This window comes from Stenotrophomonas sp. 704A1 (assembly GCF_030549525.1).
In the GTDB taxonomy this organism is placed as follows: Bacteria; Pseudomonadota; Gammaproteobacteria; order Xanthomonadales; family Xanthomonadaceae; genus Stenotrophomonas; species Stenotrophomonas tuberculopleuritidis.
The window spans coordinates 1,519,310-1,544,028 of record NZ_CP130831.1 but is presented as its reverse complement, the minus strand read 5'-3'; the positions used below and the strand labels follow the sequence as shown (position 1 = coordinate 1,544,028).

The window sequence follows — 24,719 nt, the reverse complement described above, 5'->3', positions numbered from 1 at the left end:
CCCGCCGACGGATTTTTCTATTCGCGCCCTTCACACGTTGAGCAGCAGGAACTCGCGTTCCCACGAGCTGATCACGCGGAAGAACGTCTCATATTCCTTGCGCTTGACCGAGATGTAGGCGCGGCAGAAACGCTCGCCGAGCAGCGCCTGCAGTTCGCTGCACTGTTCCAGCCCATCCAGCGCCTCACCCAGCGAACGCGGCAGGTCATAGCCCAGTTCCTTGGCGCTGCCGGTGACCGGCGCGTCCGGGGCCAGGCGCTCGCGGATGCCGAGCAGGCCGCAGGCCAGGGTCGCCGCCATCGCCAGGTAGGGATTGGCATCGGAACCGGCGAAGCGGCTTTCCACCCGCATGTTCTCCGGGGTATCCAGCGGCACGCGCAGGCCGCAGGTACGGTTGTCGAAGCCCCAGTGCACGTTGCTCGGCGAGACTTCGCCGAACACCAGGCGGCGGTAGGAATTCACGTTCGGCGCGAAGAACGCCATGGCCATCGGCACGTACTTCTGCAGGCCGGCCAGGTAGTGGGCGAACAGCGGGCTGAAATCCTCGCCGCCGTGTTCGCCGGAAAACACGTTCTGACCATCGCTGATGCGCACCAGGCTCTGGTGGATGTGCATCGCGCTGCCCGGCTCGTTCTCCATCGGCTTGGCCAGGAAGGTGGCGTACACGCCGTGGCGCATGGCCGATTCGCGCATGGTGCGCTTGAACAGGAAGACCTGGTCGGCCAGGTCCATGGCGTCGGCGTGGGTGAAGTTGACCTCCAGCTGCGCGGCACCGGACTCATGGATCAGCGTATCCACATCCAGCTTCATCGCGTCGCAGTAGTCGTACATCAGGTCGAGGATCGGATCGAACTCGTTGACCGCGTCGATCGAATACGACTGCCGCGCCGTTTCCGGGCGGCCGGAGCGGCCGGCCGGGGGCAGCAGCGGGAAATCCGGGTCGGTGTTCTTCTGCACCAGGAAGAACTCCAGCTCGGGCGCCACCACCGGCCGCAGGCCAAGCTCGGCATAGGCATCGAGCACCCGGCGCAGCACGTTGCGCGGCGCCAGTTCGTGCGGCTCGCCGCTCTTGGTGTAGCAGTCGTGGATGATCTGTGCGGTCGGGTCGGTGGCCCACGGCACCATGCGCACCGTGTCCGGATCGGGGCGCAGGATCATGTCCGAGTCCGACGGCGAGGTCAGGTCGTAGTAGTCGTCCGGGAATTCACCGGTGACGGTGGTGGCGAAGATGCCTTCGGGCAGGCGCGTGCCGTAATCATGCGAGAACTTGTCGGCCGGGATGATCTTGCCGCGGGCGTTGCCGGTGATGTCCGGCACCAGGCATTCGACCTCGGTGATGCGCCGTTCCTTCAGCCACCGCAGCAGGCTGCTTTCCTGCGGTGGGGCGGGCGTGGCCGTCTTGCGCGGGCGCGTTCGGGAACTCATGGTCAATCCAGTCGATGAAGGTGGTGCTGCCGGCAAGCTTGGCCGAACGCACGGAAAATAGCGTGATAGAACGGCGCATCCATGACACGCCACTCCGGGTGCCACTGTACGCCGAGCACGAAGCGATGGCGTCGGCTGCGCGCCGCCTCGACCAGCCCATCGTCGGCCCAGGCCTCGACCAGCAGGTCATCGGCCAGCCTTGCAATGCCCTGCCCGTGCACCGAATTGACCTGCGCGCGGGTGCCCCCGTGCCAGCCGGCCAGCCACCCGTCTTCGGCCAGGGTGAGCGCATGCGCCGGTCCATACTGTACGTCCACCGCCGCCGCCGGGTCCTCGCGATGGTCGGCCAGCCCGGCAACCGCGTGCACCTGCGGATGCAGGCTGCCGCCCAGGGCCACGTTCAGTTCCTGGAAGCCGCGGCAGATCGCCAGTACCGGCAGGTCGCGCGCCAGCGCCTCGTGCAGCAGCGCGAACGCGTTGGCATCGCGCGCCGGATCATGCGGGTTGCCCGGCCAGCTGCGCCCGCCTTCATAGTGCTGGGGTTCGATGTTGCTCACCGCACCGGTCAGCAGCAGCCCATCGAGTCCCTGCAGCCAGTCCGCCGATGGCAGCGGCGGCTGCAGGCTGGGCAGCAGCAGCGGCGTCACCTGCGCCGCCTCGGCCAGCGCGCGCACATACTTCTCGCCGGCCATCGCGAACCGGTGATGGCCGTGCACGGCAGTGTCGGTGGGCAGGCCCACCCAGGGCAGGCGGCGCATGGGGAACTCCTTCGCGTCCGGTCACGTTACCCGCCTGCCGCGGGCGACGGCAAGCCGCTGCCCTCACACCATGTGCGGCGCGGTTGCGCCAGACTAGTGGCGTGAAGCCCGACCGACCCGCCCCGTTCCGTTCCCCCCTCCTGCTGTGGCCAGGCCTGCGATGAGCACCGCCTTTCCGCCCAGCTGGTATGCCAGCAGCCTGCCCGAACCGGCAGCATTGCCGTCCCTGCGCGGTGATGTGCACGCCGACGTGGCCGTACTGGGCGCCGGCTACACCGGACTGACCGCAGCACTCGAACTGGCCACGCGCGGCTATCGTGTCGTGCTGCTGGAAGCGCAGCGGATCGGCTGGGGGGCGTCGGGACGCAACGGAGGCCAGGCACTGGTCGGCTACGGCTGCGAGGTGGACGAACTGGAACGGCAGCTGGGCCGCGACGACGCCCGCCATCTGTTCGCCTGGTCACGCGATGCAGTGCAGGCCATGCGCGCGCGCATCGACCGCCATCGCATCGACTGCCACTGGGTGCAAGGCCACGCCAGCGTGGCGATCCGTGCGCGCCACGAGCGCGACCTGCGCGCCGGCTGCGAACACCTGCAGCGCCACTACGACTACCCGATGCAGTGGTGGGATCGCGATGTCCTGCGTGCGCAGCTGGACAGCCCGCGATACCGGGCGGCGATGTTCGACCCGCTCAGCGCGCACCTGCATCCGCTGGCCTACGCGCGGGGGCTGGCCGATGCCGCGCGCGCAGCCGGGGTGGTCATCCACGAACAGTCGCCGGTGACCCGCATCCAACGCGGCGCGCAGGCGGGGCTGCGTACCGAACACGGCAGCGTGCACGCGCCGCAGCTGGTGGTGGCCGGCAACGCTCTGCTGCAGGGGCTGGTGCCCGAGCTGGAACGGCGCATCATGCCGGTGGGCACGTACATCGGCGCCAGCGCACCGCTGGGGGCCGAGCGCGCCCGCGCCCTGATCGGCAACAACATGGCGGTCTCCGATACCGCCTGGGCGCTGGACTATTTCCGGCTCAGCCACGACCACCGCCTGCTGTTCGGCGGCCGCGCCAGCTATTCGGCGCTACCGCCGCCGGGCCTGCACCGGGTGATGCAACGGCGCATGCACCAGGTGTTCCCGCAGCTGGGCGACGTGCCCCTGCAGCAGGTCTGGGGCGGCTACGTGGACATCACCCGCAACCGGGCGCCGCACTGGGGCCGCCTGGATGGAAATCTGTACTTCGCGCAGGGGTTCTCCGGCCACGGCGTGGCAGCGGCCGGGCTGGCCGGTGAAGTGATCGCCGCCGCCATTGCCGGGCAGAGCGAACGCCTGGACGTGTTCCAGCGGCTGCGGCATGCCCCCTTCCCGGGCGGGCGGCTGCTGCGCATGCCGCTGCTGGTGGCGGCCATGTCCTGGTACAAGCTGCGCGATGCGCTGTGGTGAGACCGTGATTCGACAGGGGGAACTACCGACCCGCAGGTGTTTCCGCGTCCTTTGCCGCATGTGAAGATCGACCCGGCACAAGGCGTGACGTAATTCTCACTTGATCAGCAGATCGCATCGGCAATTGCATTATCCAATTCATGCCGATACCGTCCCTCAGAACCGGGTCCCGCGGCGAATGGATGCTGACAGGGAACGTACTCGAGGGAGAAGTGCGATTGAACTGGTGGAATGAAGGCCTGCAGTTGAAGTTGCGTATCCGCCCGGCGGGGCTGGTCCTGGCGCTGCTGTATGCCGTCGCATGCTGGGCGTCACGCCAGTTGTCGCTCGACCAGTTCTATCTGCCCGCCGGCGTCCGCGTCGCCGCCGTACTGCTGTTCCCCCCGCGATGGTGGCCGTACCTGCTGCTTGGCGAATACGCCTACTTCGCGCAGATGCGCGTACCGATGATCGGGAAGTATGGGCTGGCCTGGATCGTGCTGGGTTCGGCACTGCTGATGCCCGCGGTGATGCTGATCGTGCACCTGCACCGCAGGATGATGGTGACCACCCGCAACGCATGGCTGATTTCGGTCGCCGCGGCTTCGGCGCTGGTGGTCACGGCGCTCAATCTGATGCTGGCACACCTGCTCTGGCCGACACCACCGGAGATGCCGGTGCTTGCCAGCATCGCGCGCCTGGTGGTCGGCGATTTCATCGGCATCCTCACCCTTGCACCGCTGGTGCTGCTGTGGACTCGACGGAGCAGCAACGCCCCCTGGACATCGGGCTTCGCCCCGCCTGCACTCGCCGCGCTGACGCTGATGGCGATGATCGGCCTGTATGCCGCGCAGCTGCCGCTGGACGAGGTCAACGCCAAGACGTCGATGCAGCTGCTGATGGCGCTGCCGGTGGTCGTGCTGACCTGCCTGTACGGCTGGCGGGGTGCGGCGATCGGCGTGCCGTCGCTCAACCTGATCATTGGTCTGACCACGCCCAGCCCCTACACCGGCGCATTCGACCCAGCCGCCTTCGCGGCCCAGCAGGTCATGGCGGTCACCGGCGCCGCACTGCTGGTGCTGGGATCGCGCATCACCCACTACTACCACCGCTCGCGCCTGGGCGAGGTGGGTGAAAGGGATGCACTCATGCATGCGCGCAACTCACTGGTGGCAAGCGAGCTTGAACTTCGCGAAAGGGCGCGGCACCTGCGGAAGCTGGGCGACGGCATCGACACCTCGCTCAGCGAGGTGGTGAACTGGCTCAATGCACAGGGCCACCCCACCATCGCCAACAGCCTCCTGCACATGGCCTCGGTCCATTCACGACAGTTCCGGGAGCAGACCAGCATGGTCTACCCCGCAGCGCTGGAACATCTGGGGCTGTATGTCGCCCTCCAGGCCGGCGGCGTCCGCGAAACCTGGGAGCTGAGCCATCGGGTGATGCGCCCTTGCCTGCTCGGTGACCCCTGCCAGCTCAGCGTCGGCCTGCAGCTGGCCGCCTACCGTGCCCTTACCGACGCCGTTTCACTGCTGATCCACTGTGAAGCCGGCCAGATCCGCATCCGTGTGCGCTGCGGCCAGACCGGAGGGCGCCGCGGCATCGTGATGACGGTGGCGCTGCTGGACTCGTTCCGCAGCCTGTCGCCGTCCACGGTCGCCGCCACGGTCGAGCGCCTGGCCGGGCGGACCATTGCCTATGGCGGAACGGTGCAGTGCCATCGCAACCGGATACGGATGGCGATGGTGGAGACCGGTGATGCCGCCGCGCTCGGCATGGCATCGTTCAACGCCATGGATCACGTGACGGCCTTCGGCCAGGGAAGCTCGCAGACCCAGGCCTGACACCGATGCGCGCCAGGCCCTGACCGGCCGCATGGGCGCCGCCGGCGTGGCGGCAACCGCAGCGGCGCAGGACCCGCCTGCACCGCTGCGCGTTGCCCCGTCCTTACGGCGTTTCCACCGCCCAGACGACGTCGCTGCCACTGCGGTAACGCACCAGCGAGAAATCACTGCCGCTGTAGATCTGCGAACGGCTGGCACCTGCCGGTATCTGCAGCTGCTGCTGGGGCAGCGACACCCGGGCCGCGTTGTTGCCTGCCGGCAGCACCCAGTACGTACCTCCGGCATTGCCGATGATCAACTGCACGTTTCCGAGCAAGTCGTTGACCTGCAGATAGGTGATTCCATCACGCTGGAATCCAAACAGCTGCCAGCTGGGATCCTGGCTCAGATTGATCGCGGCCGGGCTGGCCTGCCCCAATCCAGCCGTTGCCAGCGGCTTTCCATGGAAATCCGACGGACCGCCCGCGAATGCCGGGGCAGCGGCGAGAATCAGAAATGCAGTGGCCGCACCAAAACATGAAAATCGCACAGTGACCTCCAGGTCGAAGTTGACGTCGGGAACCTCCAGCAGATACTAACCGTTTCCGGTCCCGTCAATGGGCCAGGCCACGAACACGGACGTTTTCGTCCTAAAGTCGCGCCCGGAACTGCCGCTAACCGTGCCAAGACCTCTCGTGAGCCACCGCATCATGCCCGTCCTGTCGCAGGCCGCTCTGGATGGCGACCTGGCCGATCCCCTGCCCCAGCGGATCCTGCTGGTGGAAAACTCGCGCGCGTTCACCAGCATGCTGCGTGAAGCAATCGAGCAACGCCTGGAGCTGCCGGTGGTGGTCGCCTCCACCCTTGCCGAAGCTGATCGCCTGCTCAGCAGCGAGGATGGCTGGTTCCTGGTATTGACCGGGCTGGTGTTGGCCGATGGCGACCGCGACGCGGTGGTCGACTTCTTCCTCAAGCGCGACCTGCCCACGGTCGTGGTCAGCGGCGTGTACGACGAGGACCTGCGCAAGCGCGTGCTGCAGCAGCAGATCATCGACTACGTGCTGAAGAACACGCCCGGCAGCATCGACTACCTGGTCTGGCTGGTGCAGCGGCTGGAGCGCAACCGTCGCATCGCCGCGCTGGTCGTGGACGATTCGCCCTCGGCACGCGGCTACGCCGCGGCGCTGCTGCGCATGTACGGGCATGAAGTACATGAAGCGGCCGACGGCAACGAGGGCCTTGCCGCCATCGAAGCGCACCCGGCGATCCGGCTGGCGGTGGTCGACCAGGAAATGCCGGGCATGCAGGGCGTGGAATTCACCCGCCGCCTGCGCACCCTGCGCTCGCGCGACAAGGTGGCGGTGATCGGCATCTCCGGCAATACCGATGCCTCGCTGATCCCGCGCTTCCTGAAGAACGGCGCCAACGACTTCCTGCGCAAACCGTTCTCGCGCGAGGAGTTCTTCTGCCGGGTCTCGCAGAACGTGGACCAGCTGGAACTAATCGGCACCCTGCAGGACCTGGCCACCCGCGATTTCCTCACCGGCCTGCCCAACCGCCGCTGCTTCCTGGAACAGAGCCAGCGCCAGCTGCCGCAGCTGCAGCTGCATGGCCAGTGCGTGGCGGTGGCGATGATCGACATCGATCATTTCAAGCACATCAACGACACCCACGGCCACGAAGCCGGCGACGACGCATTGCGTGCGGTGGCCCGTGCGGTCGGCGACCACGCGCGGCACCAGGACCTGATCGCGCGCTTCGGTGGGGAGGAATTCTGCCTGCTGGTGCCGGACATGGAGCAGGACGAAGCGCTGCAGTACTTCGAGGAACTGCGCCAGCGCATCGCCGCGCTGGAAGTGGATATCGGTACTGCCACCCTGCGCATGACCGTCAGCATCGGCCTGTGCTGCCTGCGCCCGCAGCGTGACGCGCTGCACCGGCTGATATCCGAAGCGGACCGGCAGCTGTACCTGGCCAAGGCCGGTGGCCGCAACCGCGTCAGCTGCACCACGGTGGCCAGCCCGCTGCGCCCGCGCGAACCGGCGATGTCCTGACCCGCGCGCCTTGATCCAGATCAACGCCGCCTGCGGGCGGCGTCTCTACAGTCGGCCCCGACATCAGCATGAAGGGGAGCCGGGGATGGCACTACTGGTCTGGCAGGACGATCTGAACATCGGCATCGATGTGATCGACCAGCAACACCGCCGCATCATCGAAATGCTCAACCATCTGCATGTGGCGCAGAAGAGCATGCAGCGCGCGGCGGTGGGCGAAGTGATCGACGAAGTGGTGGACTACACCCTGTCGCACTTCGCGTTCGAAGAGGAGCTGATGGAGGAAGCGGGCTACCCGTTCTGTGCCGCGCACAAGCGCGTGCATGAAGTCTTCATCAAGCGCGTGGCCGAATACCGCCTGCGCTTCCAGGCCGGCGAGGACATCAGCGACGAGCTGCGCACCATGCTCTCGCGCTGGCTGTTCAACCACATCCGTGGCGATGACCAGGCCTATGCCGAACAGGTCAAGCAGCACCTGAACCAGTTTGCCCGCGAGCACCAGAGCGGCGGCTGGCTGGGACGCACGCTCAAGCGCTTCTTCGGCTGATCACTGCCGGCGGTACTGCAGGGCCAGCAGCGCACACAGGGTCACCACGGCAGTCAGGCACAGGTAATAGCCCACCGCCACCAGCCCGTAGCGTTCGGCCAGCCAAGTGGCCAGGTAGGGCGCCGGCGCTGCCCCCAGGATGCCGGCCAGGTTGAAGGACAGCGACGCACCGGTGTAGCGCACCTCCACCGGGTAGATCTCCGCCAGGAAGGTACCGCAGGGGCCGTAGGTCAGCCCCATCAGGAACAGGCCCAGGCACAGGAAGGCCAGCACCAGCCAGGGGCTGGCGGGCTGGAACAGCGGTGCGAACACCACCCCGAAGCCGATGATCAGCAGGCTGGCGATGGCCATCGTGCGGCGCGTCCCCCAGCGGTCGCCGTAGCGTGCCGACAACGGGATGCCCACTGCGAAGAACAGCATCGCCACCATCTGCATCAGCAGGAACTGCTCGCGGCTGTAGCCGAGCACCGCCGTGCCGTGGCCCAGGCTGAACACCGTCATCAGGTAGAACAGCACGAAGGTGGCGAACGCACCCAGCGTGCCCAGCAGCATCGGCAGCGGATGGTCACGCAGCACCGTCCACATCGGCAGCCGTACCGGCGCACGCCGCTGCAGTGCCTTCTGGAAATCGGGGGTCTCGTGGATGTTCAGCCGCACCCACAGTCCCAGCCCCACCAGCAGCGCACTGGCCACGAACGGAATGCGCCAGCCCCACTGCAGGAAATCGTCCTGGCCCATGGAACGGCCGAGCACCAGGAAGATGCCGGCCGACAGCAGGAAGCCTAGCGGCGCCCCCAGCTGCGGGAACATGCCGTACCAGGCACGCTTGCCCGGTGGCGCGTTCTCGGTGGCCAGCAGCACCGCCCCGCCCCATTCGCCGCCCAGCCCCAGGCCCTGGCCGAAACGGCACAGCGCCAACAGCGCCGGCGCCCACAGGCCGATCTGCGCATGGGTCGGAAGCAGGCCGATAGCGACTGTCGACAGCCCCATGGTCAGCAGCGCCGCGACCAGCGTGGCCTTGCGGCCGATGCGGTCGCCGAAGTGGCCGAACACCGCCGACCCCACCGGGCGCGCGATGAACGCCACCGCGAAGGTCGCCAGCGACTGCAGCAGGGCCGCCTGCTCGCTGCTGTCCGGGAAGAACAGGTGCGGAAATACCAGCACTGCCGCCGTGGCGTAGATGTAGAAGTCGAAGAACTCGATGGTGGTGCCGATCAGGCTGGCCGCCAGTACACGACGGGGGGAATTCACGGGTGGCGCGGCAGCAGCGATCGTCGACATCGGCAGTACGGATAACAGTAGATCGGCCGATTCTGCCACGGGGCGGTGGTCGCCCGGGGCGATGGTTTCAGCCGACACCGATGCCAACGAAACTTTTCGGGCCACCCGCCAGGCTGCGCCACCGGTCCCTGCATGGATGCTTTGCCGATGACTGCAGTTGCGTTGTCGTGGTCCGATTCGCCGAAGCTGCCGCGCATGGCGGCGTGGCTGGTGGTACTGCTGGTGCATGGGTTGATGGCACTGTGGCTGCTGGGCAGCGGCCGGATCGAACTACGTAGCGGCGAGCGCCCACGGATCTCGCTGCGTTGGCTGCCACCGGAACGGCCGACGCCGGTGCCTCAACCGCCTGCCTTGCCCTCCACACAGATGACGCGCCCGACCGCATCGGTGATGCCCCGACCTGCCCCGGTTGCGCAGGCAGGTAGCGCCCAGCCTGCCACGGAGGACGCGGCTGCGGTGGCGCCACTGATCCTGAGTCTGCCTGCGGGCAGCATCGACGGCGGTGACGGCATCAGCGCCGCAGGTATCGCTCCCCGCCTGATCGGTCGCCGCGACGTACACTCCGCGTTCGCACCGCGCCGCAGCTACTTCCGCATCCGCCGGCAGATGACCCCGGAGCAGATCGTGCATGGCGTGGCGCAGCTGCTGGGGCTGTGGCCGCCGGGATACATCGTCGACCCGTGCGAACTGGGCAAGCAGGACATGGAGTATTTCCAGAATGCCGTCGATGAAGCCGACCGGGATCTGCTGCGTGCGGCGGTACTGCAGGTGAGTGCCCGCTGCCGGTAGCTCGACAGCTGGATGCTTCATGTAGAGTCGAGCCATGCTCGACTGCTCTTCGCGAGACGCAGCCGAGCATGGCTCGGCTCTACAGAAGAACGAACGGCCGTCGAGCATGGCTCGACGCTACAAAGAGCAAACAGCCGTCGAGCATCCGCGTCGTTACAACTGAATCCAGGTCGCCTTGATCTCGCTGTACTTGTCGAACGCATGCAGCGATTTGTCACGGCCATTGCCGGACTGCTTGTAGCCACCGAACGGGGCGGTCATGTCACCACCGTCCCAGCCATTCACCCACACGCTGCCGGCGCGCAGCTGGCGTGCGACACGGTGGGCCCGGCCCAGGTCACGCGTCCACAGCCCTGCGGCCAATCCATAGCGGCTGTCATTGGCCACGCGCACCGCTTCGGCCTCGTCGTCGAAACCAAGCACGGCCAGCACCGGCCCGAACACTTCCTCGCGTGCCAACGCATGGTCCGGACGCACCTGGTCGAACACCGTGGGCTGCACGTAGCAGCCGCCGGCCTCCACCTCGGCGCGATGGCCGCCGAGCAGCAGCCGGGCGCCCTCGCTTTCGGCTCGTGCGATATCGGCCAGCACCTTGTCCACGTGCGCGGCGTCGACCAGCGCGCCCATCGGTGCATCGGCCTCCAGTGGATGCCGGGGCTGCATGCGCTGGCCATAGGCAATCACCTGGTGCACGAAGTCCTCACGGATCGAGCGCTGCACCAGCAGCCGCGAGCCGGCGGTGCAGACTTCGCCCTGGTTGAAGAAGATGCCCTGCGCCACGGCCTTGGCCGCTGCGTCCAGGTCCGGGGCATCGGCGAACACCACGTGCGGGCTCTTGCCTCCGCATTCCAGCCAGACCCGCTTGAGGTTGGACCGTCCTGCATACGCCAGCAGCTTGGCGCCGGTGGCGGTGGAACCGGTGAAGGCCAGCACGTCCACGTCCCTGTGCAGAGCCAAGGGCTCGCCCACGCGCGCGCCATGACCGGGCAGTACGTTCAGCACCCCGTCCGGCAGGCCCGCCTCGGCGGCCAATGCCGCCAGCCGCAGTGCAGTCAGGGGTGAGCGCTCGGACGGCTTGAGCAGCACCGAATTGCCCATCGCCAGTGCCGGCGCGATCTTCCAGCAGGCCATCAGCAACGGAAAATTCCACGGCACGATCGCCGCCACCACGCCGGCCGGCTCGCGCGTGACCAGCCCCAGTTCGTGCGGGCCGGTCGGCGCGATTTCGCCGTACAGCTTGTCCACCGCTTCGGCGGTCCAGGCCAGGCAGCGCACCACGCCGGGCAGGTCGATACGGCGTGCGTCGCGCACCGGCTTGCCCATGTCCAGGGTTTCCAGCAGGGCCAGCTCGTCAGCGTGCTTTTCCACCAACGCCGCCAAGGTCAACAACACCCGCTTGCGATGGGCCGGGCTGGCCTGTGACCAGTGGCCCGCATCGAAGGCACGCCGCGCCGCCTGCACCGCGCGCTCCACGTCCTGTGCATCGCAGTCGGCGACCGCCCCCAGCACGCGTCCATCAATCGGGCTGGTGCAATCGAAGCGGGCGCCGCTGGCAGCGTCGGTGTAGCGGCCATCAATGAAGGCCTGTCCGGGCATCGAAAGCTGCTGGGCCAGTGCCTGCCAGTGGCTGCGATCGGGGAAGTCGGCCATGTCGGGCTCCTCGGAACAGTTTCCCGGTTATAGCGGAGTGTCCGCGACCTGGCCGTGATCGAGCGCGCTGCGCGCCCGCCGGGCATGGCCCGGCGCTACCACACGGTCGAGGCCCGGACGGCAGCCGGACCATGCCCGGCGCAGGCAACCTCGGCATGACGCAGCTGCGCTACATTCTCCCCATCGGACCCGATGGAGCTGGCATGAAGCGTCCCGCGAGCGACCTGCACGATCTGGCTACCCAACGCCCGGAGTCACTGGAGGCGTACTGGATGCCGTTCACCGCCAACCGCCAGTACAAGGCAGCGCCGCGTGTGCTGGTGCGTGCCGAAGGCATGCACTACGAGGATGTCGACGGCCGCCAGATCCTTGATGGCACGGCCGGACTGTGGTGCTGCAACGCCGGCCACGCACGGCCGCACATCGTCGAGGCCATCGTTGACCAGGCGCGCACGCTCGACTACTCGCCGGCCTTCCAGATGGGCTCGCCGCCGGCATTCGCGCTGGCGCAGCGGCTGGCCGCATTGGCACCGACGCCACTGAACCATGTGTTCTTCACCAGCTCCGGCTCGGAGGCGGTGGATACCGCGATGAAGATCGTGCTGGCCTACCACCGCCAGCGCGGCGAGGGCCAGCGGACGCGTTTCATCAGCCGCGAGAAGGCCTACCACGGCGTCGGCTTCGGCGGCATGGCACTCGGCGGCTTGCCCAACAACCGCAGGGCGTTCGGCCTGCAATTGGGTGGCGTGGACTACCTGCGCCACACCCTGGACCTGCAGCGCAATGCGTTCAGCAGGGGCCTGCCACGCCAGGGCGCTGAACTGGCCGATGACCTGGAGCGGCTGATCGCGCTGCACGATGCCTCGACCATCGCGGCGGTGTTCGTCGAGCCCATCGCCGGGTCCGCCGGGGTGATCCTGCCGGCGCCAGGCTACCTGCAGCGCCTGCGCGAATTGTGCGACCAGCACGGCATCCTGCTGGTGTTCGACGAGGTGATCACCGGTTTCGGCCGGGTCGGCATGCCCTTCGCCGCGCAGCGCTTCGGGGTCACCCCGGACCTGCTGACCTTTGCCAAGGCCGTCAGCAACGGCGCGGTGCCGCTGGGCGGCGTGCTGGCCAGCGACGCCGTGCATGCCACGCTGATGCAGGCCCCGCCGCAGGCCATCGAACTGTTCCACGGCTATACCTATTCCGGCCACCCGCTGGCCTGTGCGGCCGCACTGGCCACGCTGGAGGTCTACGCCGAGGAACGCCTGTTCGAACGCGCCATCGAACTGGGCGACTACTGGCAGGAACGCCTGCACGCGTTGCAGGGCCTGCCCAACGTGATCGACATCCGCAACTTCGGCCTGGTCGGCGCGGTCGAGCTGGCGCCACGCAAGGATGCACCCGGCAGCCGCGGCTACGAGGTGTTCCGCCGCTGCTTCCACGACGGGCGCCTGCTGGTGCGCTGCACCGGCGACATCATCGCGCTGTCACCGCCGCTGATCGTGGACAAGGCACAGATCGACCAGATCACCGGCACCCTGGGCGAGATGATCCGGGCCACCGCCTGAGCCCGGGCCGGCGCTGGCGAGCGGGTACAATGGGCGGTTCCGCTCCTGCTCGTTGCCGTGCCCATGGATATCGTCGTCAAAGAAGAACTCAAGGCCTATATCGACCCGCTGACCGCGGACGAACATGACGCGCTGGAGCGCAGCATCCTGGCCGAAGGTTGCCGCGATGCGCTGGTGCTGTGGGGCGATGTGCTGGTCGATGGGCACAACCGCTTCGGCATCTGCCAGAAGCACGGCCTGCCGTTCAACACCGTGCAGAACACCCGCTTCCAGAGCATGGAAGACGTGCACCTGTGGATGATCGAGCAGCACCTGGGCCGGCGCAGCGTGTCCGACTTCCAGCGGGGCGTGCTGGCGCTGCGCAAGCGCGACATCCTGGCTGCCCGCAAGCAGGTCGAGCAGGCCCAGCTGCAGCGCGAGAGCGATGGCACGGCCGAGATGGCCGATGAGACCGGTGAAGACAGCCCGCCGTGGGAGCCGGCACCGAAGATCAGCCGCGCCGAGCTGGCCCGCGAAGCCAAATTGAGCACCAGCCAGGTCGGCATGATCGAGCGCATCCACGCCCAGGCCGCGGCCGAGGTGGTGGAAGCGGTCAAGGCCGGCGTGATCTCGATCAGCGCTGCCGCCGCCGTGGCCGACCTGCCGGAAGAGGAACAGCGCGCTGCCGCCGCCGGCGGCAAGGACGAGCTGAAGCAGGCCGCCAAGCGCGTGCGCGAATCCAAGCGCAAGCCGCGCGCGCCGAAGCCGGACGCCGGATCGCCGGAGATGGAGTTCGAAGAGGCCAGCGAGGACGAGATCGCCAGCCGCGATGCCGAGGTGCTGGCCGCGCTGGAACAGCTGGGCGAGGATGCCTCGGCCCTGCGTCGCCGCGTGGTCGCGCTGACCCGCGAGAACGACACGCTGCGCGCGCAGCTTGCGCAGCTGCGCAAGCAACTCGAGGCGCTGTAGCAGGTGGGTAGCGCCGGGCCATGCCCGGCGAGCGCAGCGGGCTCTGGAAAGCCGCCGGGCATGGCCCGGCGCTACCGGTGCATTGACCTCATCGGGCTCTGGAGCCGCCGGGCATGGCCCGGCGCTACCGATGCATTGACCTCATCGGGCTCTGGAAAGCCGCCGGGCATGGCCCGGCGCTACCGATGCATTGACCTCATGCCGAGGCGGGTAGACTGCGGCCATGACGTCTGCCATCGATCCGCGCCGCGCACAGCTGCGGCGCCTGAAAGCCATCGCCCTGGGCCTGCTGGTGTTGATGCTGGTCGGTTTCGCCGTCAGCCACTGGCAGGGCGAGCGCGGTGCCTGGGCCTGGGTATCGGCCTTCTGCGAGGCCGCCGCCGTCGGCGCACTGGCCGACTGGTTCGCGGTGGTCGCACTGTTCCGGCGCCCGATGGGCCTGCCGATACCGCATACCGCGATCATCCCGCGCAGCAAGGACCGTATCGGCGAGAGCCTGGCCCATTTCGTCCGCGACCAGTTCCTGGAACCGCAGGTGCTGCTGGCCAAGCTGCAGGTGTTCGATCCGGCCAGCCGGCTGGGCAGCTGGCTGGCCGATCCGGCGCGCTCGCGCATGCTGGCCGACATGGCGCGCGGCTGGGCGCTGCAGGCGCTGGATTTCTTCGATGAAGCGGCCGTGCGCCGCCAGCTGCACGGTTTCGTGGTGCAGCAGCTGCGGCAGTGGAACGCGGCGGCCACCGCCGGCGAACTGCTGGCCCTGCTGACCGCCGATGGCCGCCACCAGCGCGTGCTCGACGAAGGCCTGCAGCGGCTGGGGCAATGGCTGGAACAGCCTGAGGTGAAGGAACGCGCCTCGCAGCTGATCGTGCGCTACATCCAGCGCGAGTGGCCGACGCTGTCGAGCACGGTGAACTGGGTGAAGCCGATCGATGAGATTGGCGACAGCCTGGCCGAACGCCTGGCCCGGGCCGTGCTGGAGGAACTGCAGCAGGTGCTGGCCGAGCCCGAGCATCCGCTGCGCCAGGACTACGAACACTGGCTGGGCAACTACGTGCAGCGCCTGCGCGCGGACCCTGCGCTGGCCGAGCGCATCGAGCAGCTGAAACAGGACATGATCGACCACCCTGCCCTGCAGGACTACGTGCAGGGCCTGTGGGCGCGCATCCACGCCAGCCTGCGCGCCGACCTGCAGCGCGAGGACTCGGCGCTGGTTGGTCACCTGCAGCGCAGCCTGGCATCGCTGGGCGACAGCCTGCAGTCCGATCCCGCGCTGCGCGAGGCGCTCAACCAGCACCTGCTGGAAGGCGCACAGCGCCTGACCGGGCGCCTGCGCGAGGGGGTGACCACGCATATCGCGCAGACCGTGAAGAGCTGGGACGAACGCCATCTGGTCGAGCAGCTGGAACTGAGCGTGGGGCGCGACCTGCAGTTCATCCGCTTCAACGGCACCCTGGTGGGTGGGCTGATCGGCCTGCTGCTGCATGCAGCAACGGTGCTGTTCCGGTTCTGAGGCCTCGCCCGGCATCGGCTCCCGCACCACGACACCGGGATTCATCACACTTGATTAACGAAATGCGAATGCCTATCATTTACTGATCGGTTGTACGCTTAGCCAAGCGGGGCAAGGAAGCACGCGCCCACCCGCCCCTTCGCCCGTGTACATCCCCCGACTCCCGGGTCACCTGCCTGCGGCAGGTGGCGCACCGTCGATGGGAAACACGCTGGGCGGCGTGCGCGGAGCGCATGACGACCCTGGGTGCGTTTGCCATCGCCCGTTTTCGTCCTGCATGGAACTGCACCGATGGCATTGCCGCTGAATCCCCCGCGTCCCTCTCTCCTCGCCCTGGCCGTGACCGCATTGATGATCGCCCCGCTGGCCCACGCCGATGCACCTGCCGATGCGAGTGCCCGCACGCTGGATACGGTGAAGGTGACCGCCGATGGCGAGCTGCCCAACAGCTATACGGTCAAGAGCGCGCGCAGCGCCACCAAGCTGGACCTGTCGCTGCGCGAGACACCGCAGTCGGTCACCGTGATCACCCGGCAGCGGATGGATGACATGGGGCTGTTCTCGTTGTCGGACGTGATGGGCCAGGTGACCGGCGTCAGTGTGTCGGTCACCGACAGCGAGCGCATCAACTACATGTCGCGTGGCTACAGCATCACCAATTTCCAGATCGACGGCATGCTCAACACCTTCGGTGGGTCGATCAAGACCAACACCGACAACGTCATCTATGACCGCATCGAAGTGATCCGCGGTGCCACCGGCCTGACCACCGGTGCCGGCGATCCCTCCGGCACCATCAGCATGGTGCGCAAGCGCCCCACCGATACCTTCCAGATGGGCGCCAACCTGACCGTCGGCCGCTGGGGCAACCAGCGCCTGGAAGCCGACCTCGGTGGTCCGGTGGCCTGGGATGGCCGCATCCGCGCCCGCGTGGTCGCCGCCAAGCAGCAGAGCGATTCGTTCCGCGATGTCTACCAGCTCGACAAGGACGTGTTCTACGGCATCGTGCAGGCCGACCTGAGCGACAGCACGCTGTTCGAAGTGGGTTACGAATACCAGTCGCCGAAGACCACCGGCGTCACCTGGGGCGTGGTCCCCTACTGGGGCGCCGACGGCAAGCCGGCCAACCTGCCGCGCTCGACCAACCTGTCGGCATCGTGGAGCAGCTGGCCGATCGTGGAAAAGACCACCTTCGCCCGCCTCGAACAGCAGCTGGGCGCGCACTGGTCGGTGAAGGCCGCAGTCAGCCGCGCCAAGCGCAATACCGATGGCGCGGTGTGGTACGGCGCGCAGGGGTACCCGCGCCCGGATGGCACCGGGGTGGTCGCCTACATCGGCAACTTCGTGGAAAACAGCGTCATGGACGTGGTCGACGTCAACGCGACCGGCACGTTCGATCTGTTCGGCCATGAACAGGAAGTGGTGTTCGGCGTGGGCCAGTCCACCCGCAAGGGTGACTACCCGGCGGCGACGATCGACAGCTATCCGGCCAGCTACGCCGTTGTGCCGGACTGGCGCAACTGGAGCGGCGATGTCGCTCCCCTGCAGGTGAGCCGTCCCGGCTATCTCGGCTCGGAAGACGAGCTGCGCCAGCAGGCCGCCTATGTCGCTGCCCGCGTGCGCGTGGCCGATCCGCTGCTGGTGGTGGCCGGCGTGCGCTATGGCAGCTGGGAAACCAAGACCTGGCGCTACACCTACGATGCCAGCGGCAAGCGTACCGGCACCACCCGTACCGGCTACAAGCCGAAGGATCCCACCACGCCCTACTTCGGCGTGGTGTATGACATCAACAGCGTCTTCAGCGCCTACGCCAGCTACACCGACATCTTCGCTCCGCAGAACTACCGCGACCGCAACGGCACCTACCTGGAACCGGTGGTCGGCAAGATGTACGAAGGCGGCCTGAAGGCCGAGTTCTTCGGTGGCCTGCTCAACGCGTCGGCGGCGATCTTCGAAGGCGAGAAGGACAACGTGGCCGAGATCGATGACACGGTGCCGCCAAACTCACTGCCCGATGGCAGCCAGGCCTACCGCTCCACCGGCAAGGGCAACAAGGTGCACGGCTGGGAAATCGAAACCCAGGGCAGCATCGGCGACAACTGGAACCTGTCGGCCGGCTTCGCCCACACCGTCAGCCGCAACCAGGCCGGCGTGCTGCAGAACACCACCACCCCGCAGGACACGCTGCGGCTCAACGCCAGCTGGCGCCCGGGCGGCATCGACGGCCGCTTCTGGCTGGGCGGTGGCGCCACCTGGCAGAGCCGGATCTGGCGCATGAGTGCCCGTCCGGCAGCAGACCATGCCACCACCGGCCGTACCGAACAGGCACCGATCCAGCAGGACGCGTTCTACCTGCTGAACCTGGCCGGTGGCTACCGCTTCAACGAGAACTTCAGCGCGCAGTTGAACATCAACAACCTGCTGGACAAGAAGTACTACAACAACGTCGGTTTCTATAACGGCGTGTACTGGGGCGAGCCGCGCAACGTCACCCTGACGCTGCGCTGGAAGCTCTGACGATCCGATGGATGGCGCCGGTTCTGCGACCGGCGCCCGGCCACGGATGGCCACCCCCGGCGCACTGCGGTGCGCCGGTCCTCTTTCCCACTTCCTGCAGGACCGCCGTGGACCGCTCGCCCGCAACCGCCAGCCCCCGCCCCGCCACCTTCTTCGCCAACCCGCGCTGGGGCGTGCTGTCGCGCTCGCTGGCCGCGATCCTGGGCGGCTACGCACTTGCCTCGATGACCACCGTGTTCTGCGCGGTGGCCCTGCCCGGGGCGCGCGGCCAGACCGTGCTGACCGGCATGTTGCTGGCGATCCTGGTCGCTGCCTGCGCGGCATTGTGGGCATTCGCCACCCGCAGCGCGCTGCGCGCCTGGGTCGGCATCCTCGCCCCCACGTTGCTGATGGCCGGCATTTCGTACCTGCTGGGAGCCTGGGCATGAAGAACGGATTCCGCCAGTCGATGGCCTGGCTGCACACCTGGACCGGGCTGCTGGTCGGCTGGCTGCTGCTGCTGATCTTCATGGCGGGTACCGCCAGCTACTACCGCGAAGAGATCAGCCGCTGGATGCGCCCGGAACTGCCACGCAGCACGGTCAGCACCAACCAGGCCGCCCAGCGCGCCGCCGATTACCTGCTGGCCAACGCCGCGCAGGCCGAGCGCTGGTTCGTCACCCTGCCGCAGCCGCGCAATCCGGCCATGCAGCTGTTCTGGCAACTGCCACCGGAACTGGCCGACCCCAGCAAGGGACGCCGTGGCAGCTTCGGCAGTGCCACCCTGGACCCCAACACCGGGACCGAGCTGAAGGCGCGCGAGACGCGGGGCGGCGACTTCTTCTACCGGCTGCATTTCGACCTGCACTACATTCCGGTGCTGTGGGCGCGTTACCTGGTGGGCTTCTGTGCGATGTTCATGCTGGTGGCGATCATCACCGGCGTGATCACCCACAAGAAGATCTTCAAGGATTTCTTCACCTTCCGGAAGGACAAGGGCCTGCGCTCCTGGCTCGACTTCCACAACGTCAGCGCGGTGATGGCCCTGCCCTACCACGCGATGATCACCTACACCGGCATCGTCACGCTGATGATCATGTACCTGCCATGGGGCGTGAACGTGGCCTATGGCACCGACCAGGACGCGTTCTACGCCGAGGCCTTCGGCGGCCTGCCGGAAGTGACCGCCGCGGCGACGGGCACGGCCGCGCCGCAGCCGCTGCAGCAGCTGCTGGACAGCGCGCGCACGCACTGGCACGGCACCGAGGTGGCCGGTTTCACCGTTGCCAACCCGGGCGCGGCCAATGCGGTGATCGACATCCGCCAGCGCGATGGCAAACGATTGTCGATCGACACCCCGGCGCTGCGCTACGACATGGTCAGCGGTGAACTGCTGCAGGAAACGCCGCCGTCCGGGGGCGCCACCGCCACCCGCGGCGTGCTGTATGGCCTGCACCTGGCCCGCTTCGCCGACTGGGGCCTGCGCGCCCTGTTCTTCCTGTCCGGCCTGACCGGCTGCCTGATGGTGGCCAGCGGCGTGGTGCTGTGGGCGGTGAAAGAACGCCCGAAGCATGCCAAGCGTGGCCGCACCGGGTTCGGCCTGCGCCTGGTCGATGCGCTGAACATCGGCGCGGTAGCCGGCCTGCCGATCGCCTTTGCCGCCTATTTCTGGGGCAACCGCCTGCTGCCGCTGGGGCTGCCCGAACGTGCCGATGTCGAGGCCAACGTATTCTTCTACGCCTGGGGCGCGGCGCTGCTGGCCGCCTTCATCTGGCCCAGGCGGATGATGTGGGCCTGGCAGCTGTATCTGGGTGCGGCGATGTTCGCCCTGATCCCGGTGCTGAACGCGCTGACCACCCACGCCCACCTTGGCGTGACCCTGCCCGGCGGTGACTGGGCTCTGGCCGGCTTCGACCTGTCGATGATGGCGTTCGGCGCGATGCTGGCGCTGTGCGGCTGGCGCATGCAGCGCTGGACGCCACCGCTGTCTGCGGCCGAGAAAAAGAAGCGTGCGGCGGCGCCGCCCAGGACGGTGGCAGAAACCGCCGCGGAGGCCAGCGCATGATGCTGTTGGCGTTGACCCTGTCGTTCTCCGCGTTCACCGCGCTGTCGCTGGCGATGGAAAAGCACCAGCACGACCTGTACGGCAAGGCTGCAGCCACCCCGGCACGGCGCACGCAGTGGCGGGTGCTGGGCTGGGCCCTGCTGACAGTGGCGTTCGCGTTGTGCGTGGTCGACCACGGCTGGGCGATGGGCCCGGTGCTGTGGCTGGGCGTGATGACCATGGCCGGCGTGCTGCTGTCGTTCGGACTGTACCCCTACCGACCGAAATGGATCGCGCCGCTGGCGATCGCGCTGCCCGTGGCCGGGCTGCTGGTGGGGTTGCTGTAGCCGCAGGACCCCGGAGACAGCGGCATCCATGCATGGCGTGGATCTACACTGGCGGCATGGAGAGCGTGCTGCAACGGATGGCGGGAATCGGCTTCTTTTCCCGATTGGGCGAAACACTGCCGGTAACGGCCGGCGTCGTTGCCGTCCGGTCGCTGGCTGACGCCCTGCGGATCATCGATACCGATGATTTCGAATGGATGCCCACGTCACTCGATGATACGGATCCGTTTCACGGCGCCCTGCCCCGCCCCGCCGAACTGGCCGACGCCCGACGCGAACTCAACCGCACGCTGATGCGCGCGCTTTCGGCACGGGATCTGCCGGCACTGCGCTGCGGTGCGCATGACCTGCATCGGGTCGCGCGCGATGGGGCGATGTTCGCCTGCCGGCAACGCCTGCTGGAAATGCATCTGGGGCTGCCGGCGTACTGGGAGCCCGTGCTCGCGCTGTACGAACAGGGCCATTGGCCGCTGGCCCATGCACCGGGGCGCCTGCTGGTGCTTTAGGACCATCCACGCGTGGCGTGGATCTACCGGGGCCCCGCACGCCGGGCATCGCTCGGCGCTACCGTCCTGCGCGTGTCGGGGTAGCGCCGGGCCATGCCCGGCGAATCTTCACCCCACCCGCTTCAGTTCCCACGCGCGGTGGATGCGCGCGTTGCGCTCGAAGTCCGGGCCGATGGTGCGCGCGGTGATCTCGCGGCACTGGGCGAACTCGGCGATGGCGTTCTCTTCCAGCTTGAAGCGGCGGAAGTTGTTGGAGAAATACAGCACGCCGCCCGGCGCCAGCCGTGCCACGGCCGCACGCAGCAGCTTCAGCTGCTCGCGCTGCACGTCGAAGTCATCGGCGCGCGCGGAGTTGGAGAACGTCGGCGGGTCGCAGAAGATCACGTCGTACTGGCCATGGTCACCTTCCAGCCAGGCCATCGCATCGGCCTGCACCAGCAGGTGCTGGTTGCCGCCCTGCCCGTTCAGCGCCAGGTTGTCGTAGCACCACTGCAGGTAGGTGGCCGACAGATCGACGCTGGTGGTGCTGGCCGCACCGGCCACCGCCGCCTGCACGCTGGCCACGCCGGTGTAGCAGAACAGGTTGAGGAAGCGCTTGCCGCGCACCTGCTCGGCCATCATCCGGCGCAGCGGGCGGTGATCGAGGAACAGGCCGGTGTCCAGGTAGTCGAACAGATTCACCTGCAGCAGCGCATTGTTCTCGCGCACCACGATGAATTCGTCACGCTGCTCGAAACGGCCGTACTTGCTGCCGCCCTTGCCACGCTCGCGCGACTTCATCGACACCTGCTCCGGCGGCACGCCGAACACTTCACGCGCCGCCGCCAGCAGTTCGTTGCGGCGACGGCGCACGTCGTTCTCCGGAATCGCGGCCGGTGCGGCGTATTCCTGCACGTGCAGGAAGGTGCGGCGCTTGCCGCCGTCTTCCTCGTAGACGTCGATGGCCGCCGCGTATTCCGGCAGGTCGGCGTCATAGGCGCGGAAGCAGGTGATGTCCTCGCGCGCGCGCCAGCTCTTGAACTTCTTCAGGTTCTTGCGCAGGCGGTTGGCGACCATCTGCGCACCTTCGCTCAGCGCGCGCGGCTGCGCCGGATCACGCCCGGGCACGGCAATCGGGTCACAGACGATCAGCGCGCATTCCAGCGCACCGTTGAACATCTGGTACTTCTTGCCGGCACGCAGGCCGGTGGCGAAGGCCAGCTCGTCGTTGCCGCACAGCAGGCTGGCACGCCACTGCGGCACCGCCTTCTGCAGGGCATTGCCCAGCGCGCGGTACAGCGCCGGATCGGCGGCCAGTCGCTCGTCGTACGGCGGGTTGCAGACCACCGCACCGATCTCCTGCTCCGGGGTGGCCAGATCGGCCACGTCGGCGCGGGTGAAACGGATCGCATGGGCAACACCGGCAACCTCGGCGTTCTCGCGCGCCGCCTGGATCGCGGTCGGGTCGATATCGCTGCCGTGGATGACCGGCTTCAGTGCGGCCAGGCCGGCGGCCTCACGATCGCGTGCCTCGCTCATGATGGCCTTCCAAGCGACCTTGTCGAAGCCCAGCCAGCGGCTCGGCGGCAGGCTGCCATGGCGCATCAGGCCGGGGGCGACGTCGGCGGCCATCAGCGCGCCTTCGATCAGCAGCGTGCCGCTGCCGCACATCGGGTCCAGCAGGCCACCACCGGCGGCGTGCAGGCGCGGCCACTGCGCGCGCAGCAGCAGCGCGGCCGCCAGGTTTTCCTTCAGCGGTGCCTCGTGGGCGGCGCCGCGCCAGCCACGGCGATGCAGCGGGCCGCCACCGAGATCGATCGACAGCGAGGCACGGCCCTTGCGCAGCGACAGGTTGACGCGCACGTCCGGCAGGTCGGTGTTGACCGACGGCCGCTCCAGGCCCTCATCGCGCATGCGGTCGACGATGGCGTCCTTGATCCGCTGCGCGGCGAAGCGCGCATGGGTGATCCTGTCGCCGGACACGTGCGCATCCACCGCCAGGGTCATCTCCGGCCTGATGTGCTCGTGCCACGGCAGCGCACGCACGCCGTCGTACAGGGCCTGCTCGTCCGGGCACTCGAACTCGTCGATCGGCCACAGCACGCGGCTGGCCAGCCGCGACCACATCACGATCCGCAGCGCCTGCTCCAGTTCGCCCTCGGCGTTGACGCCGGCAATGGTGGCAGTGGCCTTTTCCAGGCCCAGGGCCGACAGTTCGTCGGCAAGCAGGTATTCCAGGCCCTTGGCGCAGGAGACAAAAAATTTCACGGGATCGGTTCGCAGGTGGTCAGGCGCGGCAACGGGCCGGGCCATTCGGAAGGGAGGGCCGCAGCCACGGCCGGCAAGCCCGCGCCGGGGGCGGCGGGGCTGCCATTGTAGTCAATGCGGGCGGGCGCGCCGTGCGCCCGGGCTTCACAGCTGGCGCAGCAGCTGCTCGAACGCCTGCGCGGAGGCGTCCACATGGCGTTCCAGGCGATGGCCATCGTCGACCAGCAGCAGCTGCGCCGAACGCGCCTGCGCCCAGGCAATCACCCCGGCGGCCGGGACCACCTCGTCATGCCAGGCCTGCACCACGGTGGTCGGCACCGCGGCGGCGTCCAGCGCCGGCATCGGCCCCATCGCGGTCGGCGGCACCATCAGGAACAGGCCGGCCACCGGCACCTGCAGCGACGCGATGGCCGAGATGTAGGCGCCCAGGCTGGACCCGGCCAGCACCACCGGCCCCTGCGTGGCGGCCGCCGCCGCGCGCTCGACCAGGCGCTGCAGGCGGCTGCGCACGTCGCCGACGCGGCTGACCTCGCGCATCGCATCCAGGTCGGTGTAGTCCGGGCGCTCGTGGCTCCAGCCCAGGCGCTGCGCCACGTCGGCCAGCGCGGTGACCTTGGTCGCCTCCGGGCCACTCTCGAAGCCGTGGGAAAGGATGCAGTGACCGCGGCTCATGCGCGCGCGCCCAGGCTGCGGATCGACAGCGGAAGAGAAGGCAGTTTCATCCGGCAATGCTAGCATCGCCGGATGCCCAACCCGCTCCTGCCCGGCCTGCTGCTGCAGCCGCTGCCGTACCACGACCGCCTGCCGCTGCGCGATCCGGCCAGCCTGGCGATGGTGGTGATCCACTGCACCGAACTGCCCGATCTGGCCACTGCGCGCGCCTATGGCGAGCGTGTGCTGTATGCCAGTGGCGCCGGCAACAGCGGTCACTTCTACATCGACCGCGACGGCAGCGTGGTGCAGTACGTGGCGCCGGAGCGCATCGCCCACCACGTGCGCGGCATGAACGCCGATACCGTGGGCATCGAACTGGTCAACCGCGGGCGCTACCCGCACTGGCTGGACAGCCGCCACCAGGCGATGGACGAGCCGTATCCGGATGCCCAGCTGCTGGCGCTGGAGCAGCTGCTGCAGGCGCTGGTGCTGCGCTACCCGTCACTGCAGCGGATTGCCGGTCACGACCAGCTGGATCTGGAACAGGTGCCGGCCACGGACGACCCGACGCTGACGGTGGCGCGCAAGCGTGACCCCGGGCCGCTGTTTCCGTGGGCGCGGATCCTGGCGAAGCTGCCGCTGCAGCCGCTGCCATGACGGCCGCCAG

The 24,719-nt window shown here is 68.1% G+C and carries 21 protein-coding genes; 14 read left to right on the top strand and 7 right to left on the bottom strand.

Features of this window, described 5'->3' with window-relative positions:
* Nucleotides 1-30: 30 nt before the first annotated feature.
* Both Q5Z10_RS07120 and Q5Z10_RS07115 read right to left on the bottom strand, forming a co-directional pair.
* Nucleotides 31-1,425 carry a glutamine synthetase family protein gene (locus tag Q5Z10_RS07120; protein ID WP_303638546.1) on the bottom strand — a complete coding sequence of 465 codons (1,395 nt, stop codon included), beginning with the start codon at nucleotides 1,423-1,425 and terminating at the stop codon, nucleotides 31-33.
* Between the two features lie 2 nt (nucleotides 1,426-1,427).
* Complete coding sequence (locus Q5Z10_RS07115; RefSeq protein ID WP_303638545.1) at nucleotides 1,428-2,183, bottom strand: gamma-glutamyl-gamma-aminobutyrate hydrolase family protein; 756 nt, start codon at nucleotides 2,181-2,183, stop codon at nucleotides 1,428-1,430.
* Between the two features lie 160 nt (nucleotides 2,184-2,343).
* Between Q5Z10_RS07115 and Q5Z10_RS07110 the strand changes: the two genes are divergently transcribed.
* Together Q5Z10_RS07110 and Q5Z10_RS07105 are read left to right on the top strand one after the other, a co-directional pair.
* A complete protein-coding gene (locus tag Q5Z10_RS07110; RefSeq protein WP_303638544.1) occupies nucleotides 2,344-3,621 on the top strand; it encodes an NAD(P)/FAD-dependent oxidoreductase in 1,278 nt (425 codons plus the stop codon).
* A gap of 212 nt (nucleotides 3,622-3,833) precedes the next feature.
* A complete protein-coding gene (locus tag Q5Z10_RS07105) occupies nucleotides 3,834-5,444 on the top strand; it encodes an MASE1 domain-containing protein (protein WP_303638543.1) in 1,611 nt (536 codons plus the stop codon).
* Nucleotides 5,445-5,547: 103 nt separating this feature from the next.
* Here the strand turns inward: Q5Z10_RS07105 and Q5Z10_RS07100 are convergent, their stop codons facing one another.
* Nucleotides 5,548-5,973: a hypothetical protein gene (locus Q5Z10_RS07100; protein WP_303638542.1), complete on the bottom strand. Its 426-nt coding sequence runs from the start codon at nucleotides 5,971-5,973 to the stop codon at nucleotides 5,548-5,550.
* 160 nt (nucleotides 5,974-6,133) lie between these two features.
* Between Q5Z10_RS07100 and Q5Z10_RS07095 the strand changes: the two genes are divergently transcribed.
* Nucleotides 6,134-7,477: a diguanylate cyclase gene (locus Q5Z10_RS07095; RefSeq protein ID WP_303639153.1), complete on the top strand. Its 1,344-nt coding sequence runs from the start codon at nucleotides 6,134-6,136 to the stop codon at nucleotides 7,475-7,477.
* An 85-nt stretch (nucleotides 7,478-7,562) separates the two neighbouring features.
* Nucleotides 7,563-8,024, top strand: coding sequence for a bacteriohemerythrin (locus Q5Z10_RS07090; protein ID WP_303638541.1), 462 nt, complete (start codon nucleotides 7,563-7,565; stop codon nucleotides 8,022-8,024).
* Here the strand turns inward: Q5Z10_RS07090 and Q5Z10_RS07085 are convergent, their stop codons facing one another.
* Nucleotides 8,025-9,305 (bottom strand): MFS transporter, encoded by a 1,281-nt coding sequence (locus Q5Z10_RS07085; protein ID WP_303638540.1) that lies wholly within the window; start codon nucleotides 9,303-9,305, stop codon nucleotides 8,025-8,027.
* 147 nt (nucleotides 9,306-9,452) lie between these two features.
* On the opposite strand from Q5Z10_RS07085, the gene Q5Z10_RS07080 reads away from it, so the two are divergent.
* Nucleotides 9,453-10,094, top strand: a complete 642-nt coding sequence (locus tag Q5Z10_RS07080; RefSeq protein WP_303638539.1) for a hypothetical protein — start codon at nucleotides 9,453-9,455, stop codon at nucleotides 10,092-10,094.
* A 153-nt stretch (nucleotides 10,095-10,247) separates the two neighbouring features.
* Here the strand turns inward: Q5Z10_RS07080 and Q5Z10_RS07075 are convergent, their stop codons facing one another.
* Nucleotides 10,248-11,744 carry an aldehyde dehydrogenase gene (locus tag Q5Z10_RS07075; protein WP_303638538.1) on the bottom strand — a complete coding sequence of 499 codons (1,497 nt, stop codon included), beginning with the start codon at nucleotides 11,742-11,744 and terminating at the stop codon, nucleotides 10,248-10,250.
* Between the two features lie 203 nt (nucleotides 11,745-11,947).
* Between Q5Z10_RS07075 and aptA the strand changes: the two genes are divergently transcribed.
* The 8 genes from aptA (at nucleotide 11,948) to Q5Z10_RS07035 (ending at nucleotide 21,151) form a co-directional block, all read left to right on the top strand.
* Complete coding sequence (gene aptA / locus Q5Z10_RS07070) at nucleotides 11,948-13,300, top strand: omega-aminotransferase AptA (protein ID WP_303638537.1); 1,353 nt, start codon at nucleotides 11,948-11,950, stop codon at nucleotides 13,298-13,300.
* Between the two features lie 63 nt (nucleotides 13,301-13,363).
* Nucleotides 13,364-14,248: a ParB N-terminal domain-containing protein gene (locus tag Q5Z10_RS07065; RefSeq protein WP_303638536.1), complete on the top strand. Its 885-nt coding sequence runs from the start codon at nucleotides 13,364-13,366 to the stop codon at nucleotides 14,246-14,248.
* Nucleotides 14,249-14,471: 223 nt separating this feature from the next.
* Nucleotides 14,472-15,758, top strand: a complete 1,287-nt coding sequence (locus tag Q5Z10_RS07060) for a DUF445 domain-containing protein (protein WP_303638535.1) — start codon at nucleotides 14,472-14,474, stop codon at nucleotides 15,756-15,758.
* A 291-nt stretch (nucleotides 15,759-16,049) separates the two neighbouring features.
* On the top strand, nucleotides 16,050-18,275 hold the full coding sequence (locus Q5Z10_RS07055) for a TonB-dependent siderophore receptor (protein WP_303638534.1): 2,226 nt from the start codon (nucleotides 16,050-16,052) through the stop codon (nucleotides 18,273-18,275).
* 107 nt (nucleotides 18,276-18,382) lie between these two features.
* Nucleotides 18,383-18,703, top strand: a complete 321-nt coding sequence (locus tag Q5Z10_RS07050) for a DUF3649 domain-containing protein (protein WP_303638533.1) — start codon at nucleotides 18,383-18,385, stop codon at nucleotides 18,701-18,703.
* Nucleotides 18,700-20,319, top strand: coding sequence for a PepSY-associated TM helix domain-containing protein (locus Q5Z10_RS07045; RefSeq protein ID WP_303638532.1), 1,620 nt, complete (start codon nucleotides 18,700-18,702; stop codon nucleotides 20,317-20,319). Before Q5Z10_RS07050 ends, Q5Z10_RS07045 begins: the two co-directional genes overlap by 4 nt.
* Entirely contained in the window at nucleotides 20,316-20,645 is a 330-nt protein-coding gene (locus Q5Z10_RS07040) for a DUF3325 domain-containing protein (RefSeq protein ID WP_303638531.1), read from the top strand. Before Q5Z10_RS07045 ends, Q5Z10_RS07040 begins: the two co-directional genes overlap by 4 nt.
* Nucleotides 20,646-20,677: 32 nt before the next feature.
* Nucleotides 20,678-21,151, top strand: coding sequence for a hypothetical protein (locus Q5Z10_RS07035; RefSeq protein ID WP_303638530.1), 474 nt, complete (start codon nucleotides 20,678-20,680; stop codon nucleotides 21,149-21,151).
* Nucleotides 21,152-21,259: 108 nt separating this feature from the next.
* Here the strand turns inward: Q5Z10_RS07035 and rlmKL are convergent, their stop codons facing one another.
* Together rlmKL and Q5Z10_RS07025 are read right to left on the bottom strand one after the other, a co-directional pair.
* Nucleotides 21,260-23,398, bottom strand: a complete 2,139-nt coding sequence (gene rlmKL / locus Q5Z10_RS07030) for a bifunctional 23S rRNA (guanine(2069)-N(7))-methyltransferase RlmK/23S rRNA (guanine(2445)-N(2))-methyltransferase RlmL (protein ID WP_303638529.1) — start codon at nucleotides 23,396-23,398, stop codon at nucleotides 21,260-21,262.
* 144 nt (nucleotides 23,399-23,542) lie between these two features.
* Nucleotides 23,543-24,070 carry an alpha/beta hydrolase gene (locus tag Q5Z10_RS07025; protein ID WP_303638528.1) on the bottom strand — a complete coding sequence of 176 codons (528 nt, stop codon included), beginning with the start codon at nucleotides 24,068-24,070 and terminating at the stop codon, nucleotides 23,543-23,545.
* A 72-nt stretch (nucleotides 24,071-24,142) separates the two neighbouring features.
* Here Q5Z10_RS07025 and Q5Z10_RS07020 point away from each other — a divergent pair, with 72 nt between their 5' ends.
* Nucleotides 24,143-24,709: an N-acetylmuramoyl-L-alanine amidase gene (locus Q5Z10_RS07020; protein ID WP_303638527.1), complete on the top strand. Its 567-nt coding sequence runs from the start codon at nucleotides 24,143-24,145 to the stop codon at nucleotides 24,707-24,709.
* Nucleotides 24,710-24,719: the final 10 nt, after the last annotated feature.

Excerpts from the sequence above, each read along its gene's own strand:
- Q5Z10_RS07120 (WP_303638546.1), bottom strand. The coding sequence starts at position 1,425 with ATGAGTTCCCGAACGCGCCCGCGCAAGACGGCCACGCCCGCCCCACCG.
- Q5Z10_RS07115 (WP_303638545.1), bottom strand. The coding sequence starts at position 2,183 with ATGCGCCGCCTGCCCTGGGTGGGCCTGCCCACCGACACTGCCGTGCAC.
- Q5Z10_RS07110 (WP_303638544.1), top strand. The coding sequence starts at position 2,344 with ATGAGCACCGCCTTTCCGCCCAGCTGGTATGCCAGCAGCCTGCCCGAA.
- Q5Z10_RS07095 (WP_303639153.1), top strand. The coding sequence starts at position 6,134 with ATGCCCGTCCTGTCGCAGGCCGCTCTGGATGGCGACCTGGCCGATCCC.
- Q5Z10_RS07090 (WP_303638541.1), top strand. The coding sequence starts at position 7,563 with ATGGCACTACTGGTCTGGCAGGACGATCTGAACATCGGCATCGATGTG.
- Q5Z10_RS07085 (WP_303638540.1), bottom strand. The coding sequence starts at position 9,305 with ATGTCGACGATCGCTGCTGCCGCGCCACCCGTGAATTCCCCCCGTCGT.
- Q5Z10_RS07080 (WP_303638539.1), top strand. The coding sequence starts at position 9,453 with ATGACTGCAGTTGCGTTGTCGTGGTCCGATTCGCCGAAGCTGCCGCGC.
- Q5Z10_RS07075 (WP_303638538.1), bottom strand. The coding sequence starts at position 11,744 with ATGGCCGACTTCCCCGATCGCAGCCACTGGCAGGCACTGGCCCAGCAG.
- aptA (WP_303638537.1), top strand. The coding sequence starts at position 11,948 with ATGAAGCGTCCCGCGAGCGACCTGCACGATCTGGCTACCCAACGCCCG.
- Q5Z10_RS07065 (WP_303638536.1), top strand. The coding sequence starts at position 13,364 with ATGGATATCGTCGTCAAAGAAGAACTCAAGGCCTATATCGACCCGCTG.
- Q5Z10_RS07060 (WP_303638535.1), top strand. The coding sequence starts at position 14,472 with ATGACGTCTGCCATCGATCCGCGCCGCGCACAGCTGCGGCGCCTGAAA.
- Q5Z10_RS07055 (WP_303638534.1), top strand. The coding sequence starts at position 16,050 with ATGGCATTGCCGCTGAATCCCCCGCGTCCCTCTCTCCTCGCCCTGGCC.
- Q5Z10_RS07045 (WP_303638532.1), top strand. The coding sequence starts at position 18,700 with ATGAAGAACGGATTCCGCCAGTCGATGGCCTGGCTGCACACCTGGACC.
- Q5Z10_RS07040 (WP_303638531.1), top strand. The coding sequence starts at position 20,316 with ATGATGCTGTTGGCGTTGACCCTGTCGTTCTCCGCGTTCACCGCGCTG.
- Q5Z10_RS07035 (WP_303638530.1), top strand. The coding sequence starts at position 20,678 with ATGGCGTGGATCTACACTGGCGGCATGGAGAGCGTGCTGCAACGGATG.
- Q5Z10_RS07025 (WP_303638528.1), bottom strand. The coding sequence starts at position 24,070 with ATGAGCCGCGGTCACTGCATCCTTTCCCACGGCTTCGAGAGTGGCCCG.
- Q5Z10_RS07020 (WP_303638527.1), top strand. The coding sequence starts at position 24,143 with ATGCCCAACCCGCTCCTGCCCGGCCTGCTGCTGCAGCCGCTGCCGTAC.